The organism is Achromobacter sp. EG18, assembly GCF_059759395.1.
This window is the reverse complement of record NZ_CM186213.1, coordinates 2,434,790-2,459,537: the sequence shown is the minus strand read 5'-3', so window position 1 is coordinate 2,459,537 and position 24,748 is coordinate 2,434,790. Positions and strand designations below refer to the sequence as shown.

Annotated in this window: 17 protein-coding genes; 5 read left to right on the top strand and 12 right to left on the bottom strand. The window is 69.4% G+C overall.

Annotation, left to right across the window (positions count from 1 at the left end; translation table 11 throughout):
• Positions 1-98: 98 nt before the first annotated feature.
• The 3 genes from AC6CR5_RS11090 to AC6CR5_RS11080 all read left to right on the top strand — a co-directional run bounded on the left by AC6CR5_RS11090 (position 99) and on the right by AC6CR5_RS11080 (position 3,423).
• Positions 99-722 (top strand): TRAP transporter small permease subunit, encoded by a 624-nt coding sequence (locus AC6CR5_RS11090; protein ID WP_006384200.1) that lies wholly within the window; start codon positions 99-101, stop codon positions 720-722.
• The gene (locus AC6CR5_RS11085; protein WP_498085620.1) at positions 719-2,755 is read left to right on the top strand and encodes a TRAP transporter large permease; all 2,037 of its coding nucleotides are present in this window, start codon (positions 719-721) and stop codon (positions 2,753-2,755) included. The genes AC6CR5_RS11090 and AC6CR5_RS11085 overlap by 4 nt, the downstream gene beginning before the upstream one ends.
• A 164-nt stretch (positions 2,756-2,919) precedes the next feature.
• On the top strand, positions 2,920-3,423 hold the full coding sequence (locus AC6CR5_RS11080; RefSeq protein WP_053530720.1) for a ClbS/DfsB family four-helix bundle protein: 504 nt from the start codon (positions 2,920-2,922) through the stop codon (positions 3,421-3,423).
• 54 nt (positions 3,424-3,477) lie between these two features.
• On the opposite strand, the gene AC6CR5_RS11075 is transcribed toward AC6CR5_RS11080, so the two are convergent.
• The 3 genes from AC6CR5_RS11075 to AC6CR5_RS11065 are packed head-to-tail and all read right to left on the bottom strand — an operon-like array spanning position 3,478 to position 9,406.
• Positions 3,478-4,971 (bottom strand): efflux transporter outer membrane subunit, encoded by a 1,494-nt coding sequence (locus tag AC6CR5_RS11075; RefSeq protein ID WP_498085619.1) that lies wholly within the window; start codon positions 4,969-4,971, stop codon positions 3,478-3,480.
• Between the two features lie 20 nt (positions 4,972-4,991).
• Entirely contained in the window at positions 4,992-8,168 is a 3,177-nt protein-coding gene (locus AC6CR5_RS11070) for an efflux RND transporter permease subunit (protein ID WP_054437024.1), read from the bottom strand.
• The gene (locus AC6CR5_RS11065; protein WP_045953264.1) at positions 8,165-9,406 is read right to left on the bottom strand and encodes an efflux RND transporter periplasmic adaptor subunit; all 1,242 of its coding nucleotides are present in this window, start codon (positions 9,404-9,406) and stop codon (positions 8,165-8,167) included. Before AC6CR5_RS11065 ends, AC6CR5_RS11070 begins: the two co-directional genes overlap by 4 nt.
• Positions 9,407-9,653: 247 nt before the next feature.
• Here AC6CR5_RS11065 and AC6CR5_RS11060 point away from each other — a divergent pair, with 247 nt between their 5' ends.
• A complete protein-coding gene (locus AC6CR5_RS11060; RefSeq protein ID WP_346507110.1) occupies positions 9,654-12,038 on the top strand; it encodes a catalase in 2,385 nt (794 codons plus the stop codon).
• Between the two features lie 40 nt (positions 12,039-12,078).
• On the opposite strand, the gene AC6CR5_RS11055 is transcribed toward AC6CR5_RS11060, so the two are convergent.
• The 3 genes from AC6CR5_RS11055 to AC6CR5_RS11045 form a co-directional block, all read right to left on the bottom strand.
• Complete coding sequence (locus tag AC6CR5_RS11055; RefSeq protein WP_020928673.1) at positions 12,079-13,002, bottom strand: SphA family protein; 924 nt, start codon at positions 13,000-13,002, stop codon at positions 12,079-12,081.
• An 81-nt stretch (positions 13,003-13,083) separates the two neighbouring features.
• The gene (locus AC6CR5_RS11050; RefSeq protein ID WP_238926451.1) at positions 13,084-14,241 is read right to left on the bottom strand and encodes an FAD-dependent oxidoreductase; all 1,158 of its coding nucleotides are present in this window, start codon (positions 14,239-14,241) and stop codon (positions 13,084-13,086) included.
• A gap of 74 nt (positions 14,242-14,315) precedes the next feature.
• On the bottom strand, positions 14,316-15,308 hold the full coding sequence (locus AC6CR5_RS11045) for a DODA-type extradiol aromatic ring-opening family dioxygenase (protein ID WP_218911316.1): 993 nt from the start codon (positions 15,306-15,308) through the stop codon (positions 14,316-14,318).
• 248 nt (positions 15,309-15,556) lie between these two features.
• Between AC6CR5_RS11045 and AC6CR5_RS11040 the strand changes: the two genes are divergently transcribed.
• Entirely contained in the window at positions 15,557-16,684 is a 1,128-nt protein-coding gene (locus AC6CR5_RS11040; RefSeq protein WP_047991324.1) for a helix-turn-helix transcriptional regulator, read from the top strand.
• Positions 16,685-16,729: 45 nt separating this feature from the next.
• Here AC6CR5_RS11040 and AC6CR5_RS11035 read toward each other — a convergent pair whose 3' ends face one another.
• The 6 genes from AC6CR5_RS11035 to AC6CR5_RS11010 form a co-directional block, all read right to left on the bottom strand.
• Positions 16,730-17,614 carry an alpha/beta hydrolase gene (locus AC6CR5_RS11035; protein ID WP_241060716.1) on the bottom strand — a complete coding sequence of 295 codons (885 nt, stop codon included), beginning with the start codon at positions 17,612-17,614 and terminating at the stop codon, positions 16,730-16,732.
• Between the two features lie 216 nt (positions 17,615-17,830).
• The gene (locus tag AC6CR5_RS11030; protein ID WP_498085618.1) at positions 17,831-18,940 is read right to left on the bottom strand and encodes an acyltransferase family protein; all 1,110 of its coding nucleotides are present in this window, start codon (positions 18,938-18,940) and stop codon (positions 17,831-17,833) included.
• 17 nt (positions 18,941-18,957) lie between these two features.
• Positions 18,958-19,785, bottom strand: coding sequence for a class D beta-lactamase OXA-114w (locus AC6CR5_RS11025; protein WP_136512081.1), 828 nt, complete (start codon positions 19,783-19,785; stop codon positions 18,958-18,960).
• Between the two features lie 38 nt (positions 19,786-19,823).
• Positions 19,824-21,527, bottom strand: a complete 1,704-nt coding sequence (locus AC6CR5_RS11020) for a M56 family metallopeptidase (protein WP_498085617.1) — start codon at positions 21,525-21,527, stop codon at positions 19,824-19,826.
• Positions 21,524-21,913 carry a BlaI/MecI/CopY family transcriptional regulator gene (locus tag AC6CR5_RS11015; RefSeq protein WP_498085616.1) on the bottom strand — a complete coding sequence of 130 codons (390 nt, stop codon included), beginning with the start codon at positions 21,911-21,913 and terminating at the stop codon, positions 21,524-21,526. Before AC6CR5_RS11015 ends, AC6CR5_RS11020 begins: the two co-directional genes overlap by 4 nt.
• A gap of 81 nt (positions 21,914-21,994) precedes the next feature.
• The gene (locus AC6CR5_RS11010; RefSeq protein ID WP_498085615.1) at positions 21,995-24,703 is read right to left on the bottom strand and encodes an autotransporter family protein; all 2,709 of its coding nucleotides are present in this window, start codon (positions 24,701-24,703) and stop codon (positions 21,995-21,997) included.
• Positions 24,704-24,748: the final 45 nt, after the last annotated feature.

The following is a 24,748-nucleotide window of genomic DNA, read 5'->3' as shown; positions in this document are numbered from 1 at the left end:
GCCATGGCGGGTGCGCGCTCGCGCCGCCTGCGCCTGCCCGCCCACGGCGCCGCGCCGCGCGTGCGACGGGGCGGCGCACGTCTTCACCAGGACGTCCGATGATCCGATTCATCCGTTTCATAGACCGCATCTCCACCTTCGTCGGCAAGACCTTCGCCTGGCTCATCGTCATCCTGACCCTGCACGTATGCTGGGAGGTCGGCGCGCGCTACCTGCTGAACCAGCCGAGCGCCTGGGCCTTCGACCTGCAGATGATGTACTACGGCATCCTGTTCATGATGGCGGGCGCCTACACCCTGGCCAAGAACGGCCACGTGCGCGGCGACATCCTCTACGGATTCCTGCCGCCGCGGGTGCAGGCCGGGCTCGACCTGATCCTGTTCATCGTCTTTTTCATCCCGGGCGTCATCGCGCTGGTGTGGGCCGGCTGGCACTACGCCGGCTATTCCATCGCCATCCGCGAGCATTCCTCGCTGATGGCGAACGGGCCGCCCATTTATCCGTTCAAGGCCTTCATCCCGGTGGCAGGGGCGTTCCTGCTGCTGCAGGGCGTGGCCGAGATCCTGCGCTGCGTGCTGTGCCTGCGGCGCGGGGCGTGGCCCTCGCGCGAAGAGGACGTCGAGGAGGTCGACGTCGACAAGCTCAAGGAAATGGTGCACGTCAAGGACGAGGACATCGCCAGGCTCGACCGCTACGTCAAATCCGGAGGGCCGGCGCAATGAAGATCAACAAGGCTCTGTGGTTCGGCCTGTCGTGCATCGGCCTGGTGCTGCTGATGATCGCCTTCCTCACGCCATGGGACAACCTGGACACCGGACACATCGGCCTGCTGATGCTGGCGCTGATCGTGGTGGCGATCATGCTGGGGTTTCCCACCGCGTTCACGCTGATGGGCATGGGAGTGCTGTTCACCTTCCTGGCCTACTACATGCAGAGCCATGACCCGGCGCGCTCGATGGGGCAGACGCTGGACCTGATGGTGCAGCGCACCTACGCCACCATGACCAACGACTCGCTGATCTCGATTCCGCTGTTCGTGTTCATGGGCTATCTGGTCGAACGCGCCAACCTGATCGAAAAGCTGTTCCGCAGCATGCACCTGGCGCTGGCGCGGGTGCCGGGCGCGCTGGCGGTGGCCACGCTGGCCACCTGCGCCATCTTCGCCACCGCCACCGGCATCGTCGGCGCGGTGGTGACGCTGATGGGCCTGCTGGCCATGCCGGCCATGCTCAAGGCCGGCTACAGCGTGCGCCTGACGGCCGGCGCCATCACGGCCGGCGGCTGCCTGGGCATCCTGCTGCCGCCTTCCGTGATGCTGATCGTGTACGGCGCCACCACCGGCGTGTCCGTGGTGCAGCTCTACGCCGGCGCGCTGTTTCCCGGCATCATGCTGGCGGCGCTCTACATGGTTTACGTCATCATCGTCGCCAAACTGCGGCCCGACATGGCGCCGCCGCTGGCCGAGGCCGAACGCGGCGTGGCGCTGCCCGCGGCCTCGGCGACCCTGGCCAGGCAGGGGTATACGCGCGCGCTGTCGGGCATGCTGGCGGCCCTGTTCAAAGGCCGGCGCAACCGCGACGTGCCGCTCTCCTACCTGGCGCGCAACATGACACTGGCGCTGGCGCCGCTGGCCGCGGCCGGGCTGCTGGTGGGCGCGGTCCACTACGCGGTGACGCAGCCCGAGGTCGTGTACGACATACCCGCCGAGCTGCGGCTGGGCTCGGATGAATTCCAGTCGGGGTTGAGCGAGCCGCCGCTTGGCGGGCTGGCCGAGCCGCCCACCGATGGGCTGGCCGAGCCGCCGGCGGACGGATTGGCGGAACCTCCCGCCAGCGGCGTGACCGAGCCTGCCGCCAGCGGGTTGGCCGAACCGCCCGGAACGGATGGCGGCGGCCAGGCCGCCACGGCGCCGGGCGCGCCGCAGCGGGCGGGGGCGGACGCCGCGAGTGGGAGCGGCGCGCCCGCCGATACCGCGTCGACGTCCCCGACGGGCGGCGAGAAGCCCGCCCCGCGCGGCTTCTGGATCTTCCTTGGCGTCTGCGTGGCCGCGCTGGCCCTGTTCTACGGGCTGCTGACCTGGGCGCGGCTGGAGATCTTCAAGATGCTGCTGGGATCGTTCTTTCCGCTGGCGGTGATGATCGCCGCGGTGCTCGGTTCGATCGCCTTCGGCCTGGCCACGCCCAGCGAGGCCGCGGCCATGGGCGCGATGGGCGGCGCGCTGCTGGCCCTGGCCTATCGGCGCCTGAACCTGCCGGTGCTGAAGGAGTCGGTGTTCCTGACCGCCAAGACCAGCGCGATGGTGTGCTGGCTGTTCGTCGGCTCGTCGATCTTTTCGGCCGCGTTCGCGCTGCTGGGCGGTCAGCGCATCATCGAGGAATGGGTGCTGTCGCTGGGGCTGACGCCGATCCAGTTCCTGCTGCTGGCCCAGGTCATCATTTTCCTGCTGGGCTGGCCGCTGGAGTGGACAGAGATCATCGTCATCTTCATGCCGATCTTCGTGCCGCTGCTCAACGCCTTCGGCATCGATCCGCTGTTCTTCGGCCTGCTGGTGGCGCTGAACCTGCAGACGGCCTTCCTGTCGCCGCCGGTGGCCATGTCCGCCTTCTACCTGAAGGGCGTGTCGCCGCCGCACGTGACGCTGAACCAGATCTTCCTGGGCATGATGCCGTTCATGGGCATCCAGGTGGTGGCGATCTTCCTGCTGTACATGTTTCCGGGCATCGGCATGTGGCTACCGACGGTGCTGTATCGGTGACGGAGGGGCGTCATGCCGGCGCCAGTTGCGTGAGACCATGCGCCCGGCCCGGCCCTTGACCTTCCCATGCCGGCATCGTCCACACTGCCGGTGCCCTGGGCCGTGCCGCAAGCGCCCGGCCGCGGGACGGGCGGATGACCGCCGTGACCGGAGTGGATGGCTGGATGACACTGCTTACCCCGAAACAGGCGCTCCTGCGCACCCTGCACGCCAGCCACGGCAGATTCCAGGCGGCGATGATGGCGATTCCTCCAAGCCGCTACCGCCATGCGGTTGCGATCCCGGGGCCGTCGCGCTCGCACCTCAGCGCCGCCACGGTGCTGGTGGACATGATCGTCTGGAACACGATGATCCTGCAGCTGGCGAACGATGGAACGACCGGACCGACGGCGTCCTTCTACGGCGCGGCGGCGATGTCGAACCGCGTGGCGCGCCTGTCGCCGGCGTTCCAGCGGCGATTCGCCGCCGACGGCCTGGCCGACCTGATTGCGCTGGTCCAGGCTGGCCAGCAACGCATCATCGACAGCGTCGGGCAGCGTTGCGATGCGGCGCTATCCCGCCAGATGCCGGCCGCGGCGCGTACGCTCGGCGGGCTGATCGAGTTCCACACCGCAACCGCCTGCAGCCGCGCCTTGTCGCTGCTGCGGCGCTGGCAGCGCGCCCCGTAGCGGGAGGCATTGCCAGCGGTCCGGCGCGTCATCCCGGCGTACCGCGCCGCCGCGTCACCGCGACGCGATGGCCGCGTCCGCGCGCGGTGGTACGGTGGTCGCCGTCCAGCCGCCACCGAGCGCCTTGTACAGGTCAATCAGGTTGGTCAGGCGCGCCAGCCGCGTGCGCACCAGCGCCTGCTGCGTGCCGTACAGCGTGCGATGGGTCTCGAGCAATGCCAGCGAGTCGTCCATGCCCTCCCGGAAGCGCTGTTCAGCCAGCGCGTAGGCGTGCTGGCTGGCGGCGACCGATAATTGCTCGGCGCGGATCTGTTCGTCCAGCGTGCGCTTGCCCGCCAGCGCGTCGGCCACTTCGCGAAAGGCGGCCTGGATGGATTGCTCGTAGCTGGCGATCTCGATGCGCTTCTGAACGTGCGCCAGGTCCAGGTTCGCGCGCAAGGCGCCGCCGCGGAAAATGGGCAGCGTGATCTGCGGCAGGAAACGCCAGGCGCCGGAGCCGGCGTCGAACAGCCCATCGAGCGAAGCGCTGGCGGTGCCGGCCGCGCCGGTCAGGCTGATGGCCGGCAGAAACGCGGCGCGGGCGGCGCCGATGTTGGCGTTGGCGGCGCGCAGGCGCTGTTCGGCGGCGCGCAGGTCGGGACGCCGCGCCAGCAATTGCGCCGGCAACCCGCTCGGCAACGTGGCCGGCACGATGCCGTCGGGAAGCGTGTTGGCCTGGTCCAGTTGCCGCGCCAGCGCCGGCGCCAGGGGCTGACCCAGCAGCAACACCAGGGCATTGCGATCCCTGGCGGCCTGGCGTGTGTAGGCGGCGCGGTCTGCCTCGGCCGCCCGCAGGGTGATTTCCGCCAGGCGCAGGTCCAGTTGCGTCGCGTTGCCGACCCGCGCCAGCTGGGCCGTCAGGTCATAGGAACGCTGCTGGGTGGCCAGGGTGTCGGTCGTCAGGCGCAGCAGTTCCTGGTCGGCGCGCAAGGTCAGGTAGGCGGCGGCCACTTCGGCCACCAGGCTCATGCGCGTGGCGATACGGGTTTCATCCAGCGCCAGGTAGGCGGCCAGTTGCCTGTCGCCGAGACTGCGTAATCTGCCCCAGAGATCCAGCTCCCAGGCGGTGGTGATGCCGCCCGCATCGTAGCGACGGGCGATGTCGGCGGACCCTGTGGCGCCCAGGTCGGCGGGCAGGCGTTGCGCCGCGCCGCTGGCCGCGACGTCCAGGTTCGGCATCAGTGCGGCGCGCTGGATGCGGTAGAGCGCGCGGGCCGCTTCGACGTCGAGCGCGGCCTTGCGGGCGTCGCGGTTGTTGGCCAGCGCGATTTCGATCAGCTGCTGCAGGAGCGGGTCCTGGAAAAAATCGCGCCAGCCTAGGTCGGCGGCCAGGCGTTCGCCGGGCGTCGGCGGCGGGTCGGCCGCGTAGGCGTCGCCGCTGGGGTAGCTTGCGCTGATGGGCGGCGCCGGACGTTCATAGGGCGGCGCCAGCGTGCATCCGGCCAAGGCGGCGAGCGCGATGGGGGCAAGCAGCCGGGCGGCGCGCAGGGGCAAGGGAAAGTTTTTCATATCGACATTCGTCCAGGCGATCACGCGTGCAGGTCGCCGGCGCCGGCGCGCGCCCGCGAAGGCGCGCGCCGCAGCGCCAGCTTGCGCACGACGACATAGAAAACGGGCGTCAGCAGCAGGCCGAACAGCGTCACGCCCAGCATGCCGGCGAACACCGCGATGCCCATGGCATGACGCATTTCGGCGCCGGCGCCGCTGGCGAGCACCAGCGGCACCACGCCGGCAATGAAGGCGAACGAGGTCATCAGGATCGGCCGCAGCCGCAACCGCGCGGCTTCCAGCACCGCGGCCAGCGGATCGGCGCCTTCGTCTTCCTTGGCGCGGGCGAACTCGACGATCAGGATGGCATTCTTGGCCGCCAGGCCGACCAGCACCACGAAGCCGATCTGCGTGAAGATATTGTTGTCGCCGCCCGACAGCCAGACGCCGCCGATGGCCGAGAGCAGGGCCATCGGCGCGATCAGCAGCACTGCGAACGGCAGCGACCAGCTGTTGTACTGGGCCGCCAGGATCAGGAAGGCCAGCAGCACCGCCAGCGGAAAGATGTACAGCGCCGAATTGCCCGCCTGCTTTTCCTGATAGACCAGATCGGTCCATTCGTACACCATGCCGTCGGGCAGTGTCTCGCGCACGATCTGCTCGATCGCATCGGTGGCCTGGCCCGAGGAATAGCCCGGCGCCGGCCCGCCGCTGATATCCGCCGACGGGAAGCCGTTGTAGTGGATGACCCGGTCCGGACCGGAACCGCGCGTCAGCGTGACGAAGGCGCTCAGCGGAATCATGTGACCGTCGGCGTTGCGCACCTTGAGCAGGCCGATGTCCTCGGCCTGCATGCGAAATGGCGCATCGGCCTGCGCCATGACGCGATAGGTGCGGCCGAAACGGTTGAAGTCATTGACGTAGAGCGATCCCAGGTTGATCTGCAGGGTTTCGAACACATCGGTCAGCGATACTCCCAGGGATTTGGCCTTGACCCGGTCTACGTCCACCTGCAGCTGCGGCGCGTTGGTCTGGAAGCTGGCGAGCATGTTCGCCAGCTCGGGCGCCTGCATGGCGCGGGCCATGATCTGGCCCTGTGCCTGGGCCAGCGCCTCGAACCCGAGCGCGGCCCGGTCCTCGATCTGCAGCTTGAATCCGCCCATGGCGCCAAGCCCCGGCACCGGTGGTGGCGGGAATATGCCGACAAAGCCGTCCGGGATCTGGCTGAACTTGCCCATCAGCTTGCCGGCGATGGCGTTGGCCGACAGCGCGGCGTCCTGGCGTTCGTCGAACGGCTTGAGCATGGCGAACATCAGCGCCGAGTTCGGCACGTTCACCGGGCCATTGACGGACAGGCCGGGAAAGGCCACCACGCTTTCCACGCCCGGCTCCGCCAGCGCGATCTCCGACATCTGCTTGACCACCGCTTCGGTCCGGTCGAGCGAGGCGCCGCTGGGCAATTGCGCGATGCCGACCAGGAAATACTTGTCCTGGGCCGGCACGAAGCCGTTGGGAACCTGGTTAAAGCCCAGCCAGGTCAGCCCGGTGAAGCCGGCGTACAGCAGCAGCACGATGGCACTGCCGCGCACCGCGCGGCGCACCGCCACCACGTAGGCCTGCGAGGCCCGGTCGAAGAAGCGGTTGAAGCGGCGGAAGAAGCCGCCGAGCGCGCGGTCGATGACGCGGGTCAGCCAATCGGCCCGCGCCGCCTCATGGTGCGGGCGCAGCAGCATGGCGGCAAGCGCTGGCGACAACGTCAGCGAGTTGATGGCGGACAGGACCGTCGAGATGGCGATGGTCAGGGCGAACTGCCTGTAGAACTCGCCCTGCAGGCCCGACAGGAATGCCGACGGAATGAAGACCGCGGCGAGCACGGAGGTGATGGCCAGGATCGGCCCGGTCACCTCGTCCATGGCCTTGCGCGCGGCGTCGATGGGCCGTTCGCCCAGCGCCATGTGGCGTTCCACGTTCTCGACCACCACGATCGCGTCGTCCACCACGATGCCTATGGAAAGCACCAGCCCGAACAACGACAGGGTGTTCAGCGAGAAACCGAACATGTGCATCACGGCAAAGGTGCCCACCAGGGACACGGGCACCGCCACCAGGGGAATGATGGAGGCGCGCCAGGTCTGCAGGAACAGCACCACCACGATCACCACCAGGATGACGGCTTCCAGCAGCGTGACCGCCACCGACTGCAGTGAGGCCCGCACGAACACCGTCGGGTCGTAGGCGATCCGGTACGAGATGTCTTGCGGGAAACCTTGCTGCAGCGTTTCCATCTTGGCGCGCACGGCGTTGGAAACGTCGATGGCGTTGGCGCCGGGGCTCTGGATGATCTGCAGGGCGGGCGCCGATTCGCCGTCGATCAGGCTGCGCAGCGTGTAGGCGTCGGCGCCCAGCGAGACGCGGGCGATGTCGCGCAGGCGCGTCACCTGGCCATCGGCGCCGGTTTTGACGACGATGTCGCCAAACTGCTCCTCGCTGGCCAACCGTCCCAAAGTGTTGACCGTCACCTGGAAGGCGGCGGACGTATCCGGCTGCTGCCCGACCGAGCCGGCCGCCACCTGCACGTTCTGTTCGCGCAGCGCGGCGACCACGTCGGTGGCGGTCAGGCCGCGGGTGGCCACCCGCGACGGGTCGAGCCATACGCGCATGGAGTATTCGCCGGCCCCCCACACCAGCACGTCGCCCACGCCGGGCAGCCGCGCCAGTTCGTCGCGTACCTGGCGGATGGCGAAGTTGGACAGGTAGAGCGAGTCATATCGCTTTTGCGGCGAGACGATGTGCACCACCATCAGCACGTCAGGCGAGGTCTTCTGCGTGACGACGCCGATCCGCTGGACTTCCTCGGGCAGCCGCGGCAGCGCGCGCGATACCCGGTTCTGCACCTGGATCTGCGCCATGTCGGGGTCCGTGCCCTGCTTGAACGCGATGGTCAGCACCATGCGGCCGTCCGTGGCCATCTGGGAGTTCATGTACAGCATGCCCTCGACCCCGTTGATCACCTGTTCCAGCGGCGCGGCCACGGTATCGGCGATGACCTCGGGATTGGCGCCGGGATAGCTGGCGGTGACCTGGACCGTGGGCGGGGTGACGGCCGGATATTCGCTCAGCGGCAACTGCCAGAACGCAATGGCGCCGGCCAGCAGCATCAGCAAGGACAGCACGATCGCGAAGATGGGCCGCGCGATGAAGAAATGAGGGAACTTCATTGGCCTGTCTCCGTCGCGGCGGCCGCATCACCGGCGGCCGCGCCTGCCTGGCGCCTGGCCTCGGGCACCGCCGCGGCGGCGGGTTCCATGGGGACCAGGCGCGGCGTGACGGCCATGCCGGGCCGCACCAGCCCCTTGATGATGATCCGTTCGCCAGCCCGCAGTCCGGACTGGATGACCCGCAGTCCGTCCACCATCCGGCCCAGTTCGACGGGACGGTATCCGGCCAGGTTGTCGGCGCCCACGACCAGCACGTAGTTTTTCCCCTGGTCGGTGCCCACCGCCTGCTCGTTCACCAGGACGGTCTCGCGCGGTTCGCCGGTGGCCAGCCTGGCGCGGGCGAACAGGCCGGGGGCCAGCTGGCCATCCGGGTTGGGGAGGACAGCGCGGACGCGGATGGTGCCGGTGCCACGGTCCATCTGGTTGCCGACGAAATCGAGGCGGCCCCGATAGGGAAAGCCCCTGTCGGTGACCAGCCCCACGTCGACGGGCAGGGCGCTTGCTTCCCGCGCGTCGGGGCGCGCCTGCCGCACCGCGTTGAGATAGGTCGCTTCGTCAACGTCGAAGTAGACGTGCATGGGATCGATCGACACGATGGTGGTCAGCAGTGTGGCCCCGCCCGCCGTGCCGCCGCTGACCAGGTTGCCCTCGGTCACCATGACCCGGTCGACGCGCCCGGCAATCGGCGCGGTGATGCGCGCGTACGACAGGTCGAGCCGCGCCGCCGCGACCGCTGCCTTGGCGACCTGCACCTGTGCCAGCCGGGCGCGCCGCGTCGATGCAGCCTCGTCGTGGACCTTGCGCGAGACCGCGCCCGTGGACACCAGGCGCTCGGCGCGATCGAAGTCCGTCTGCGCCTGGTCGGCCAGCGCCTGCGCCTGACGCAGCTGCGCCAGCGCGGTATCCAGGGCAACCTGGAACGGGCGCGGATCGATCTGGAACAGCGGTTGCCCCTGGCGCACCAGGCTGCCCTCCGGCACGCTGACCGCGTCCACCGTGCCGCCCACGCGCGAGCGCAGTTCCACCGTCCGGGGCGCGGCCAGGAAACCGGTGAATTCCGCCGAAGGCGCAATCACCCGCGTGATCACCTCGGCCACCGGGACGCTCGGTCCCGCTGGCGCCGGCGCGGACGTGTCCGCCTTGCCTTCCTGTTGTGGCGTTTCGCCGGTGGCGTAGGCCAGGCCCGCTGCCATTGCGATGGCGCTCGCCACCACGGAAATTCTGGATATTCGACGCATGCATCTACCCCTGTCCATACCGCAGGGCTTCGGCCCCTCCGAAACATCTCTGCGGAAATTCCGGGCAAGGCTAGGTGTTGCCATGGCGGGAAGGTCAAGTCGCGCGCGAAAAAACACCGCGGCCGCCGCGGGCACGGCGCTTGCTGGTCCAGGCCGATTGCCCTCGGACTGGCGCCGGCCAGCCGATGCACGCGAACCGATGCAGGCAAACCGATGCCCGTGAACTGATACACCCAAGGAGATTGCCATGCCAGGCAGGAAATCCAGCAAGGCCCGGACGCAGGGCGCCGTCGACACCGCGTTCAACAATACGGACAGCGGACCCGCCGCGCCGCCCGCCCCGGATACCGGCTCTCCCGCCATGAAACGCGCGGCCGCCGTCGCGGCGACGGCGCAGGCGCAGCCGCAGCATGCCAACAAGGCGGACGAGTACGGCGAGGCGGGCGCGCGCTGTCCTTACCGGGGCGCCCAGGTTGCGCCGCCGGATGAATCGGTGGGGGCCAGCTCCCTGTCCGAACGCGAACGCAACGCCAAGACCGGCGAGCCGGCCGAGGCGGGCGTGAATGCGGTCGATGGGCAGCTTGGCCGGGTGCGGGCCGATGGGCAGGGCCAGGCGCTGACGACGAACCAGGGCGTGGCCGTGAGCGACAACCAGCATTCGCTCAAGGCCGGGTTGCGCGGCCCGGCGCTGCTCAAGGATTTCATCCTGCGTGAAAAGATCACGCACTTCGACCACGAGCGCATTCCGGAACGCATCGTCCACGCGCGCGGCTCGGCGGCCCACGGCTACTTCGAATGCTATGAGCCGCTGACGGACCTGACGCGGGCCTCGCTGTTCGCCGAGCAGGGCAAGCGCACGCCGGTCTTCGTGCGCTTTTCCACCGTCGCCGGCGAACGCGGGTCGAAGGACACCGCGCGCGACGTGCGCGGTTTCGCGGTCAAGTTCTATACGGACGAGGGCAACTGGGACCTGGTGGGCAACAATATGCCGGTTTTCTTCATCCAGGACGCGATGAAGTTCCCCGATCTGGTGCATGCCGTCAAGCCGGAGCCGCATCATGGCATGCCGCAGGCCGCCTCCGCGCACGATACCTTCTGGGATTTCGTGTCGCTGATGCCCGAATCGACCCACATGCTGATGTGGCTGATGTCCGATCGCGCCATCCCGCGCAGCTATCGCATGATGCAGGGCTTTGGCGTGCATACCTTTCGCTTCGTCAATGCCCGGGGCGAGGCGCGGTTGGTGAAATTCCATTGGAATCCGCTGCAGGGAACGCATTCCCAGGTCTGGGACGAAGCCGTGAAAGTGTCCGGCGCCGATCCGGATTTCCACCGGCGAGATCTGTGGGAAGCGATCGACGCGGGCCATGGGCCACAATGGGAATTGGGGGTGCAAGTATTCACGGAAGAAGAGGCCGAGCGCTTCAGCTTCGACGTGCTCGACGCGACCAAGATCGTGCCCGAGGAACTGGTGCCGGTGCGGCCCATCGGCCGCATGGTGCTGGACCGCAATCCCGACAATTTCTTCGCGGAGACCGAGCAGGTGGCATTCTGCGCCGCGCACGTGGTGCCGGGCGTCGACTTCACCAACGATCCCCTGCTGGCCGGGCGCATCCATTCCTACGTCGATACGCAGATCTCGCGGCTGGGCGGACCCAACTTCCACGAGATCCCGATCAACGCGCCGCTGGCGCCGGTGCACAACAATCAGCGCGACGGCATGCACCGGCAGGCGGTCCACCGCGGCCGGGTGGCCTATGAACCCAATTCCCTGGCCGGCGGCTGTCCGTTCCAGGCCGGGATGGAAGGGTATGTGTCGTTTCCCGAGCCGGTTGGCGGAGACGAACTGCGCGGCCATCCCGAAAAGTTCGCCGAACACTACAACCAGGCCAGCCTGTTCTACCACAGCCAGGTGGATTGGGAGCGCCGGCACCTGGCCAGCGCCTTTGCCTTCGAACTGAGCAAGGTGACCGTGGCCGCGGTGCGGCAACGCATGGTGGCCTCGCTGCGCAACGTGTCCGATGAGCTGGCGCAGTCGGTCGCGGACAGGCTGGGCATGGCGCTGCCCGAGCCGATGCCCCGGGCAGTGCGGCAGGTGCCGCGCCCGGAAGTGGAGCAGTCGCCGTCATTGTCGCTGACGGCCCGCCCGGGCCAGGCAGGCGTGGCGACGCGCAAGATCGCCATCCTGGTCGCCGAGGGCGTGGACGGCGCCGCGGTCTCGGCGGTGGCGCAAGCCTTGATCCAGGCCGGCGCGGTGGTGCGCCTGGTGGGGCAGCGCATCGGCCCCGTGGCCACGGCCGAAGGCGATGCGCTCGACGCGGATGCCTCGCTGGACAACCAGCCCTCCGCCGTGTTCGATGGGGCCGTGGTGCCGGGCGGCGGCATGGCCGTCGACCGTTGGCGGCAGGATGGACGCGCATTGGAATTCGTCCGCGACACCTATCGCCATGGCAAGACGCTGCTGGCGATGGGCGAGGGCGCCGACTTGCTGGAGGCGGCCGGCATCGACCCGGCGTGGCGGGACGACGGGCTGGTCGTGGATCCGGCGCCGGCCCAGGCCGCGAAGCTATTCATCGATTCGCTGGCGCGGCACCGGCATCCGGAGCGCGAGACTTCTCCTCCGCGCGTGTGACGGCAGGCATGGCGGCACGGCGCCCCCGCCGTGCGCCGTTTCAGAAGCTGGCGGCCAGGCGCAGCGCCGCCGTGTAGCCCTCGGCCCGGTTGCGCGCGCCGAATTCCTTGTAGATATGGAACCACACGGGCGGCAGGCCCGGCTGGTAGAAGCTCACCGCGGGGCCGAGCGCCATCACCCGCGAGCGATTGCCGCCTTGCAGGCCCGGCGCGTCGTCATCGCTGAATTGTCGGCTGTAGTAACCGCCGACGCCGAGAGTCCAGGGGCCGGCGTGCTGGCCCAGTGCGAACTCATGCCGGTATTCGATGCCGTTGCGGTAGCGGGTCGCGCGGTTGCGGGTGCTGATGTCGACCTCGAAGCTGGACGACACCTCGAATCCGCCTTCCGTGAGATAAGTGAAGTTGAATATGGGGGAAAAGGCCCAGTGGTTCAGGCCGGGGTTCACCAGCCGCTTGCGGTCGTAGTCGCCGGTGGGGGCGAGCACCTGGAACTGCGCATTGAAATGCAGCCGGGGCGAGGCGTCCCATTGCAGGATCAGGGGCAGCAGCAGCGTGTCGGCGATGCGGAACGTTTCGCCCTTGAGCCGCAGCGGGCCGCCCGGCGTGGGCACGTCGAAGGCCGCGCTCATGCGGAAGAAGGGCTGCACCACGCCGAAACCGTAGCTGGCGCCGAACAGCCTGGTCTGCGTCATGCGCAGGTAGGCGGCGCTGACGGTATGCACGCGCAGCGAGAAATCGTTGTCCAGCTTCGTGCCGTATTGGTCCTTCTGCACCGACGCCGTGTTGTACGAAGTGCGGAACGACAGTGTGCCGAACGGTGTGGCGGGCGGCGACATGCCGGCGCCGAAATCATAGAAGCCGTTGACGGTGGTGGGTATGCCGTTTTCGGTGGCGCTGGCGACGCCGGGCGCCGTCATGCAAAGCAGCGCGCAGGCGGCCGCCCGCCAGGCATGGCGATGTCTCATGTTCTTCCCCTTGGATATTGGCATCGTCCGACGCGCGTGGCGCCGGCTTTGTGTTGTCGGCCGGCCTGCGTGGCCGCGCGTCTAGCGCGCGCTGGCCGGGCGCCAGTCGGTGGCGGCGATCGGCGACGAACCGGATGCCGCCGTGATCCTGGACAGCACCCAGGGTTCGCTGAACGCGCCCCGGACGATGCGCGCGCGCGCCTCGTTCGGGATGTTCGCCAGCTCGCCCCACAGACAGGCCCAGCGCTGGCATTCGTCCGTCAGCGGCCGGGTCGCGGCTTCCCAGGCGCCGAGCGCTTCGGGAACGTCGCGCGGATCGCGCACATTGGCCATGTGGGCCGCCAACGCGAGACCGTTCTGCATGGCCATGCCGCCGCCCTGGCCCAGGTTGGGTGGTTGCGCATGGGCGGCATCGCCGAGGATGCAGGCGCGGCCGGCGGACCAGCGCTTGCTGTGCACGATCGTGTAGACGTTCCACAGCACTTGGGAGCGGTCGATGCGGTCCAGCAGGAACGACCAGTCCGGGAAGCTCTCGCTCCAGCACGGCTGCACGCGGGTGTCGCGCGCCTGGTCGTCGTCCTCCCGGCAGGTCAGCGCCAGGTAGATTTCCTCCGTGTTGATCGGCGTGATGAGCAGTCGGCGCGTGCCGTTCCAGATCTCGATACAGCGTCCGCGCGCCGATGGCGGCAGCTCCTGCTGGGTGGCGCGGACGATGCTGCGCAAGGCGCCTTCCTGCGCGCGCTGACGGTGCAGTTCGAGTCCCAGCGCGCGCCGCACCGGCGAGGCGATGCCGTCGCAACCGATGACCAGGTCGGCGTGGGCGCGGTCGCCGTTGGCGAACACCAACGTGCCGTCGGCCTCGGCCGCCACCACTTCCGCGCCGGTGACGATGCGCGCGCCGGCGTCGCGCGCGGCGGCCTCCAGGCCCGCGAGCAGGTCGCTGCGCGCCACCGCCAGCACGCGCAGGCCCGGCGGCAACAGCGCGGGGACCAGCACCTGGCCCGTATGGTCGCGTTGTTCGATGCCTTCGGCCAGGAAGGCGTTGCGCATGGCGCGCTCATAGGCGCCGATCTCGGACAGCACGGCCAGGCCGTTGGACCACAGGTATATGCCCGAGCCCGCGACGCGCAGTCCGGGCCGGCTTTCGTACACGGTGACGCGCCAGCCGCGCCGGCCCAGCGCCGCCGCGGTGGCCAGGCCGCCGATACCGCCGCCGCTGATAATGGCTTCCAGTGTCATGTCGAATTCCTTTTGCGCCGGCCGTCTCGCCGGCGGCATGTTGAGAGATTGCCGAGGGGGGCGGGCGCGGCGGTTCAGGGCCGGGCCAGGCTCCTGGCGTAGCTGAGCAGCCCCACGCCGCCCATCCATTCCTGGACCGCCTCGTACATGACGATGTCTGCCGGCGCGTCGCGCATCGCGCCCATCAGCGCCGCCCACATGAGCATTTCGGCGCCCCCGGGTCCGGCGTCCTCGCGCACTTGCGCGTGGCGCAGCGCCAGCAGCGCCGCGCTGTCGCCGTCGGCCAGCCAGCGCAGCACCTGCCGGTCCCAGCCGACGTTGACCAGGTTCCGGCCGGAAGCGGCCATTTCGGCTTCACGCTGCAGGATCGCCAACGGCAGGTCCGGGTCTTGCGCGAACGCCGCCATGCCCTGGATCTGCCAGCGCAGCACGCGTTCCATGAGCGGATCGCCGGGGTGTTCCTCGTCCACCGTGATGGGCGGCCAATGGGACAGCCCGCCGCTGGCCATCAGTGCGATGCGCTCGCCGCGGCCCGCCAGCGCCTTGCGCACGGCCGCGCCCAGCGCGTGCGCCCGCCGCCAGGTGGGCAGCGGCGGCGCGAAACAGTTGATGAAGATCGGCACCACGGGAATGTCCGCGTCCGGCCACAGGTACTTGCGCGGCATGAGCACGTTGTGGACAAGTTCGGCCGATTCGCTACGGAACAGTTCGAACCCGTCATCCACCACGGACTGGTATATGGCTCGCGCCACGGCGGGGTGGCCTGGAATGGGCGCGCGCGGCATGCCCAGCCATGCCTCGGTGGCCAGCGTCGGGCCCCAGTGCGTGTCGCCCAGCGCGATGGCCATGCCCGGCATCGCGTGCAGCGTGTACATGTCGAAGTGATCGTTGACGAACGCCACGATCACGTCGGGGCGCGCCGCCGAGATCTGGCGCCTCACGGTCGCGAAGCCGTCCATCATGCGTTGCATCTGGTCGGCGGGCGGCTTGTCGGTCTGGCCGCCCAGTCCCGGCGTGTGGGTCATCGCGAACGCGGCCACGATCGGCGTATTCTGTTCTGGTGACATCGGTGGTCCTTGCTGTGCGTTGCCGCCGCGTCCTGCGGCGGGTAAGAGACGTGTCCGCCGCGCCGCCTGCTCCTCCTCAGGCGGCGCGGCTGGATGGACACGGTTCGGAGTATGGGCAGCGCGCCGGGGCCGGTCATCTCTCAAATTGCAGATGGCCGGGCCCGCCCGCGTTGCTGGCAAACCCCAGTTGCGCGGGGCCTGGAGTTGGCGGACGATTGGCGGCTTTCGGGTCGTTCGGTGCTCCGTCCATGGCCGTCAACGCGGTGTCTGATGCCTTTCTTCTCGATCTCTACGCGTGTTGCGCGGACGCGGGTCGGTGGACGCCGGTGCTGGACCGGCTATGCGGTGAAGTCGGCACCCTGTCCGCCGTGGTGCAGTGCATCGAACTCGATGGCGCGCGGGCGGTTCCCTATTGGGCCGCCTACGATTCGCGCATCGACATGGCCGCGTACCGCAGCGAGGTGTCGGACGCCAGCAACCCGCGGTTCGATTCCTGGCGCTTGCGCCGCGTGGCCTCGCGGCCCGGCCGCATCGCCACCGACCACGAATTGTTCCTGCCCGGGGAGACGGCCATCCGCGATCGGTTGCACGCGCAACTGCGCCGTGCCGGACTGGGGCGATTCATGGGAGCGATGGCGCCGCTGGGGGGCAACCGCTATGCTGCCCTGGTGCTGCATCGCGACCCGTGCGATGACCTGGATTTTTCGCCGCGCCACAAGGAGCGCCTGCGCAGGCTGATGCCGCATCTGCTGCAAGCGGCGGGACTGGCCCAGGCGGCGGCCGCCAGCCGCTGCGCGTCGACGCTGGTCGAGCACTATCTCGGCGCCTGGCCCCGCGCCCTGGCGCTGAGCGACGGGCGCGGCCGCGTATGGTGGGCCAATCGGCAGGCCCGGGCGCTGGACCATAGGTCGGTCGTCAGTCTGCGCGGCCAGCAGTTCAGTGCGCCGCCGTCGGCGCAGACGGCGCTGGTGGACGCCTTGTCCCACGCGTCGCAGACCAGCGAACCCGTTTTCCTGAAACTGACCGGCATACACGGAGCAATGCAGCTGGCGCTGCAGAGGCTGGATGGGCGCGGCGCGTCCGGGGAAGGGCTGGTGCTGGTTTCGTTCGTGGACGCGACGCAGCAGCACGGCCATTTTCCGATCGCCGCGCTGCGCGCGCTGTTCGGCCTGACGGAAGCGGAAGCGCGGCTGGCGAGCGCGCTGGTCGCGGGCAAGACGGTCGAGGCCTATGCGCGCGATCGCGGCGTGACGGTGGGAACGGCGCGTTATCAGTTGAACCAGGTGCTGGGCAAGGTCGGCGCGCGGCGCCAGGCGGATCTGGTCCGCCAGGTATTGTGCTCGGCCGCCGCGCTGGTGGTGCCAGGGCCCGACTGAATTCCGCCCGCGGACCACGGGATGCGGTCGGCGGGCGGGCCGCCATCACCCGGGGCGGCCGCTCAGCAGGAAGGCGCGCGCCCGCGCGATCCAGGGATGGCCATCGTCCACGCAGCGGCTGCTGGCGGTGAAATGATCGTGGCCGGCCAGCAGGTCGAGGGCAACGGGCACCCCCGCCGCCTGCAACCGCTGCCGCATGTCGACCGCTTCGGCCGCGAGATTGCCCAGATCGTGCTCGCCGGCGGCGATATAGAAGGGCGGCGCTTGCGGATGCGCGTGCGACACGGGACTGGCCGCCTCCACGTCGGCGTCATTGGGGATGAAGCGGCGGCGTATCGCCAGCGCCGCCGCGCCGAAAGGCTGGTCCGGGTCGCAGGTCAGGTCGTACAGGCCGCTGATTGGCAGCACGCCCTTCACGACGTCGCCGGGCAGGCCCCATTCGCCCAGCCAGCGGCGGTCCAGGGCGGCCAGGCTGGCCAGATGTGCGCCGGCCGAATGGCCTCCCAGGAACAAGCGGTCCGGATCGCCGCCGTAGCGGGCGACATTGCGCCAGGCCCAATGCACCGCCGCGGCCACATCGCGCACGGCGGCGGGGTAGACGTGGCTCGGGGCCACCCGGTATTCGACCGAAATGAACAAGGCCGGCGTGGCGCATATTGCCGGCGCCATGAAGCCCATCCATTCCTTGTAGCCGGTGGCGAAGGCGCCACCGTGCACGAACAGCAGGGTGGGCAGCGCGGCCGGGCATGCATGGGCGGGGGCATACAGGTCCAGGCGTTGGGCGGGATCCGAACCATGGGCGAGGTCGGGATGAAAGCGCAGATCCGGGCTGGCCGCGGCGCGGCGCGAGCGTTCCAGCACTGATTCGGCATAGGCCTGGCCGCCCGGCAGTCCGGCGGCGGGGCGAGGGGGCAGGGAATCGAAAGCCATGGTAGTCCTCCTGGTCAAGCATCCATGGCCCCACGGACGCGGCGGTGCTGCGCGTCATGGCGGGGCGGGTTAGCAGGGATCCTTGCGGCAGGAGGAGGCCGGCCACCGGCCAGCCTTGCGCTGGATGGTGGCCGTGCCGCGGGGCAAAGCGCGCAAATGATAGGCCGACAAGCGGGCCAGGGCAAGGTCCAGGAAGAAATGCCCGGTGTGGCGTCATCAGCGACCAGTGCGGTTGCCCCAAGTCCGCAGCCGGCGATTCAAGGGCGTGGAATAGACGCGCGCGATCCATATGCCCAGAAGGCACGAACCGATGAAGTAGCCCGGCAGCAGGGCGAGCCTGGCGTCGCCCGCCAGTTGCGCGGGCGGCAGCGCGGTGCGCAGCAGCCCCAGCACCAGCAGGTGCAGCAGGTAGATCTCGTAGCAGTCGCGGCCGCAGCGCATCAGCAGGCGCCGGGCCGGGCCGGGCGCCGAGGGGCTGACCGCCGGCCCGCCGAGCAGCAGCAGGGCCGTTCCCACGGCGATGGCGCTGGCGCCAAGGATATTGCTCTGGCTGATCGGCCATGCCAGGTAGAGCGCGGCCATGGCGATCCCCACGAGCGCGCGGACCAGGGGGCGCCGCAGCGCCGGCCATGCCCGCCGCCGCGCCAGCGCCGCGGCGCAGCAGCCGATGGCGATCGCGTCGAAGCACGCGGCATAGCCATACAGCCAGGCTTCGCCGGCGCCCTGATTGGCAAGGCGGTAGAGCGGGCCGGCCGCGATCAGCAGCATGGCCAGCGCCAGCAGCAGCCAGGCGCGCCGCAACAGCACGCAGGCCAGCGGAAACAGCAGGTAGAAGGTCATCTCGACCGACAGCGACCACATCACGCCCAGGGGATAGTTGATCCATCCTTCCCGGATGACCAGCGCGTTCATCCAGGCCCCGAGCGCGGCGGCGTTGACGGTCCAGAGCGATACCGCGCTGCCGGCGCGGTTGCCGAACAGCGGCAGGCCAGCCAGCGCCAGCGCGTCGACCAGCAGCAGCGTCAGCACCAGCGTGGGCACGATCCGCGCCAGGCGTAGCAGCCAGAACGACGCCGGCCGGATGGCGCCCAGCCGGCCCCAGCGTTCGAGCGCGTTGCGGGTGATGAGAAATCCCGAGATGACAAAGAAGATCGTCACCGCGTAATTGCCGTTGCGCGCGACGGCTTGCAGTAGCGGCCAGCCCGGCGGGCCGCCCAGCGCCGTATCGCGCAGCGGATAGGCGATGTTGAAATGATGCAGCAGCACCAGCAGGATCGACAGGCCGCGCAGTGCGTCGATGCCGTCATCGCGCGTCGCGCCGTTCATGGCGGGGGCCGGCCGGATCACGGGCGCCACGCGCCGGCCATGGCCGGCCAGTCGCGCACCAGCTCGTCGCGGGCGCGCAGGCCGGCGTTGGGCTGGGTGGCGCGCTCATCCTGCAGCAGGCGGGCGTACACCAGCTGGCGGCCATCCTTGCGCGCCCAGCCGACGAACCAGCCGTAGGCATTGGCCGCCGTGTAGACGCCGTTGCTGCCGGGCGAACCGGTGCCGGTCTTGCCATACAGGCGCCAGCCATCGGCCTGGCCCACCTCGAAGAGGTTGTCGGCCAGCTCATAGGCGGCGGCCTTGACCGGCAATTGCCGATTCACCAGCTTGCGCAGGAAAGCCAGTTGTTCCAGCGGCGAAATGCGCAGCGACGAGATGATCCACGCGCCGTCGGTGCCGTTATGCTTGCCGGGCTCGCCCGAGACGTCCGCATTGCCGTAGCCGAACGCGCTGGTGTAGCGCTGGAAGCGGTCCTGTCCCAGCGCCTTGGCCGTCAGCTGTGAATACCAGACCACCGAATACTTGATCCAGCGCGCCGGATCGGTGGGCTGGCGCCAGGCGTCGCCGCCCCAGTCGGGATAAGCGGGCTGGTAGTTCCAGACCGGCTCGTGCGGGCCTTGCAGGATGCCGGCGTCGGCGCCCATCAGGGCGATGGCCAGCTTGAAGGTCGAGGCCGGCGTGTAGCGCTCGGCGCAGGCCTGCTGCGTGCCTTGCTGGAACAGGATGCGGCCGTCGGCGGCGTCGGCCACCACGGTGCACAGGACGGCGGCCTGGACGGGGCCGCCGCCCAGCGCGGACAGGGAAAGGGCTGCGCCAAGGGCGCACGAAAGGCGTCGAACGGTCATGGTCGATGAAGCGAAATGGGCAGGAAGGGGAAAAGGATTCAGGCGTGGCCGGGGCGGCCATTGAGCAGGACCAGCGTCAGGTCGCGGTCGTCGATATGCAGGCGCATCGCCAGGCAGCGTCCCGCTTCGGTCGAGTTGCCGGTCTTGGACAGGCGCACGTCCCAGTCCCGGGCGCCGACCAGCGGATTGGTGTTGCGATAGCTGAGCCGGCTGCCGGCCGCCTCGACCGTATCGGCAAGCGTGGTCGTGTCGCGCGCGATCTGCGGATAGGCGGCCGCCGCATCGATGATCCGGCCGATGTCGGCGGCGCTGGCGCGATTGGCGTTCGACAGGCCGGTCGCGTCCTGCAGCGTGGTGTGTTCCAGGCGCAGCGCGGCGGCCTTGCGTTGCAATGCCTCGGCGAACGCCGTTTCGCCGCCCGGATAGGCGCGGGCCAGGGCATGGGCGGCGCGGTTGTCCGATGCCATCAGCGCCAGCTTGAGCAGGGTGTCCAGCGTCACGCTGGCGCCAACCGGCAGCGGCGACGCGGCGCCCGAGGCGGTGGCCAAGGCATCGCGCTCGTCGATCCGGATGCGCCGCGACAGGTCTGGCGAAGTGTCCAGGACCACCATCGCGGTCACCAGCTTGGTGAGCGAGGCGATCGGCACGGCGTCGTTCTCGGCGCGGCCGAACAGCGTCGCGCCCGAGCGGCTGTCCAGCACCAGCACATGGGAGGCGCCACTGGCCTCGATCAGTGCCTGGACTCCCGGCATGCGTGCCATCAGTCGTTGCGCCTCTTGCGCCGACAGCGGCTGCGCCGGCCCGGCCGCCAGCGCCGACCAGGCGCCGAATCCGGCCAAGGCGCACGACATCGCCAGCGCCGGCAAGGCCACGGCGCGCCGGGCCGCGAGCGTGTCGGGACGCGCCAGGCGGCGGATGCGGTCGAGCAGGTCGCCGTCGCGCGCGGCGGGCGCCACCGGCGCCGGTGACTCGGTGGCGGCGCGCGCCAGGGCGTGCAGGGCCCGCGCCAGCGGCATGGGGCTGCCGATCAGGGTGGCCGCCATCTGGTCGGCGATGCGCTCGCGCTCGATCCGCAGGCGCCGCGACAGCCACCAGATCGACGGGTGGAAGAACAACAGCACCTCGGCCGCATGCTGCAGCAGGTTGACCAGGTAATCATGGCGGCGCACGTGGGCCAGTTCATGCGCCAGCAACGCGGCCAGCAGGTCCGCCGGCATGCCGGTGACGAGCGAGGCCGGCACCAGGATCACAGGCTTGAGCCAACCAGCCGTCACCGGCGTGGACAGGTTGCGCACCACCCGCAGGCCGACCGCGCGCGACAGCCGCAGGCGGCCGGCCATCCCGGCCACGCGCGCCTGCCAGGCGGGATCGGCCCAGGGCTGGCTGGCGCGCAGCACGCCACGCAGCCAACCCAGCCCCAAGAGCACCCGCAGGGCCGCGAGCGCGCTGCCGGCCAACCAAGCCGCCGCCAGCCACAACGGCCAGAGCGTGGCGGCCGCGCTGGAGGCCGGCGCGGCCATGGGGGCGGGCAGGGCGCGCCAGGCGAGCGCCACGTCGGTTGCGCCGATGCCCACGCCGGCCAGCAGCGCCGCGCCCAGCAGCGCGTAGCGCAGCCGTGCATCGTCGCGACGGGTCAGGCACAGCAGCGCCAGCGTCGCCGCGTGCAGGCACAGGATCTTCCAGGCCAGCGCGGGCAGGCTGGCGCCGAGCGTCCAGGCCATGGCGAAGGCGACGTCGCTCACAGCTTGTCGTCGCGCAGCAGGGCCTCGATCTCGGCCCGGTCTTTCCTGCTGACGTGGCCTTCGCGCAGGGCGGCCAGCACCAGGGCCTTGCCGGAGCCGGCGAAGGCCTTGCTGATCAGGTTCTTGACCAGGCCGCCCTGGGTCGCCTTCTGGCTCTGGGCGGCGGCATACACGTGCGAGCGCTCGGCTTCGTCGCGCGTCAGCAGGCCCTTGCCGTGCATGATCTGCATCAGCCGCAGCACGTTGGCGTAGGTGAGGCTGTCGCGCCCGGCCGCCATGGCCGCATGGACCTGCTTGACGGTGGCGGGTCCGGTGCGCCACAAGGTTTGCAGGATATCGAGCTCGGCGTTGGTGGGCTTGCCGCCCGCCGGGGATTTCGTGGTCATGAAGGGATGGGTCCTGCGCAGATATAGAAAAAATGTTCTATATCCGGCAGGATAGGCGTTCTAGAAAATTTTGTCTAGATCCTAGAACATCATCCGGAAACCCACGGTGCCGGTGACGACGTAGCTGCCGGAGAAGTCCGCGTCCGCGTCGACCTGGCCATAGACGGCATACCGCTTGCTCCAGGCGTAGTCGGCGCCCACGCCGAGATTGCCCCAGGTGCGCGACATGCGGCTTACCACCGGCACATTCGCGACCTGGATCCGCGTGCCGTCCAGGAACTCGTGCTTCAGGTTGATCACGCCATAGACGTTGGACCGGCGGTCGCTCTCCGTCTCCTGGCCGTTGCTCCTGTAGTCCAGCGCGACGCCCAGGCGGCCTTGCAGGCTGTCGCCCTTGTCGCTTTCGACCCGCGCGCCGAACCTGTCGCTGAAGCGGTCAAAGCGCGTGGAGACATACGTCAGCTGCGCCTGCGGGACCAGGGCCAGGCCTTCGCGCAACCCGAACGCCTTGCCGGCTTCCAGGCCCAGTCCATAGCTTTGCGCCTTGCGGCCGTCCTTCAGCTTGCCCGCCAGGCGGGATTTCAGGTCGCTGTCGAACCAGGTCGCCTGCGCCTGGGCGTCGACATAGACGCCGTCGCTGCCATACCAGGTCAGCGTGGGCGTCAGGCCGTAGCGGGTGGTGTCGATGGAGCCGTTGCCGTACACCGACGACACGCGGGTGTCGGAGGTGCCGTAGTGCAGGGCCAGCCCGCCCACCAGGCGCGAACCGTCCTCTTGGCCGGCCAGCACGCGGTCGACCCCGATCTGCATCTTCCAGTCGTCGATGTCCTGGCGCTGGCCGGTGGTGGACACGGCGGGTTCGAGGCGGCTGGTCGAGCCTTCCATGCGAGCCCACACCCCGTTGCGCCCGGCGCCCTGCGGATCGTAGAGACGATCGCCGACCCGCTGGCGCAGCGTGGGCAGCTTGCTCAGTTGCATCAGGGTGTTGGCGTAGGCTTCATACACCGGCACGCCGGGCTGGTACAACGGGCCTGGCGCGGGGGCCGGCGAGCCGCCGCCGGTCTGCGGCGATCCTGGGTCAGTCAGAGCCGACCGCAGATACCAACTGCCGTCGCCCGAGTCCTGTTGCAGCGTGTAGCCATAGGCGCCGGCCACCAGCGCCGGGCGTCCGCCGATCACGTAGTCACCGTTGGCAAGATTGAATTGCCCCGCGGAAAGGCCGTTGACCTGCACGACCTGGATGCCGCGCTGGGTCTGCGCGCCGGCGCCGCCGATGTTCGTCACCGTGACGGGCGTGGTGCCCGCGGTGGCGCCGGTGATCACCAGCTTGTCGGTCGGCGAGTCATCGCCGCCCAGCCGGGTGCGGACTTCCAGGTTGCCGCCCTGCGCGGCGTAGTCGCCGGCAATCGTCAGGGTGCCGAAGCCGCTGCGCGGGCCCGGCGCGATGGTGCCTTTGTTGGTCGTCGCGCCGACGCGTCCGGTCCCGGTCAGCCGCGCGCCGGCGAGCACGTCCACCGGTCCGCCGAGGACGCCATCGACCTGCAGCGTGCCGGCCTGCACCTGGGTGTTGCCGGTGAAGGCCGCGCTGTTGCCCGACAAGGTCAGCCTGCCGGCTCCCAGCTTGTTGAAGACGGACGTGCCCGAGAACGCGGTGCCCACGCCGACCTCGCGGCCGTTCGTGTCGAACCAGGCGCCGCCGGCAGCCACCGCCTGCGTGGCGAAGCCCTTGAGGAAATCGCCTTCGTCGCGGTTGGCGCGCAGGATGCCGCCATCCAGGTTGACGGTGACATTGCCCGCGCCCTTGATGACCGAACCGGTCTCGAGCACGCCACGACCGCTGGCGTCGCCTGTCAGGTTCAGCGTGCCGGTGGACGTGCCGTCAATGGCGACCCAGGTATCGCGGGCCGCGATGGCCAGCCCGCCTTTCGCCACGGTGAGCGCTCCCGTGCCAGCCCAGCCGACATTGATGCGGTCGGTGGCCGAGAGGGTCGAGATGTCGCCTGTCGTGCTCGATACGGTGACCGTGCCGATGCCCCCTGCGTTCTGGCCGATGTAGATCGATGCCGGGGCGCCGGGCGAGGTCGAGGCCTCGGTATGCACCGTGGCGCCATCCTGGACAAGCAGTTCCCCGGTGCCGTCGAAACCAACGTAGATGTTGTTGAACGGGTTCCAGGCCGATGCGCGGCCCGATACCGTGACGTTTCCTTCGCTGCCGGTGTTCCAGCCGATCATCCCCTGGCCGCTGTGCACGGCGCCGCCATTGTCGATCTGTAGCGTGCCTTTGCCGTCCGCACCGATAATGAAGGCGTTGGCCGCATTGAGATTCCAGGTCGATTTCGGCCCGGATACGATAGCCGTGCCGACGCTGCCGGCGCTGCTGCCAAGGGTGCCCGAGTAGCTTTGCGCCACGCCGCCGTCCAGAATCCGCAGTGTGCCGGTACTGCCTGGATCGGCGCCGATATACACGGGGTTGAGGCTGGTCCAGCTGGACGCCTTGCCGCTGCCGTCAACGCCCGTCACGGTCAGGGTGCCATCGCCGCCGTTGACATAGCCGATGAAGGCCCAATCGTTCCGCACAGACCCGCCATTGCTGATGGTCAGCGTGCCGGCGGCGGATTCTCCGACGGTCAGGTCTCCCCCTACCGTCCAGTCCGGCGAAACCAGTCCGGGCGTTACATCGCCGGTACCGGAGACGGACTGCGCGTTCGCGGGCTGCGCGAAGCTGGCCGCGGATGCGAGCAGGATTACCCACGTTGACAACACCGTACGATTGAAATTCTCTTCGACCACGATACATCCTCCCAGGTAGATTGCGCGCCGCACGCGAGCAGTACG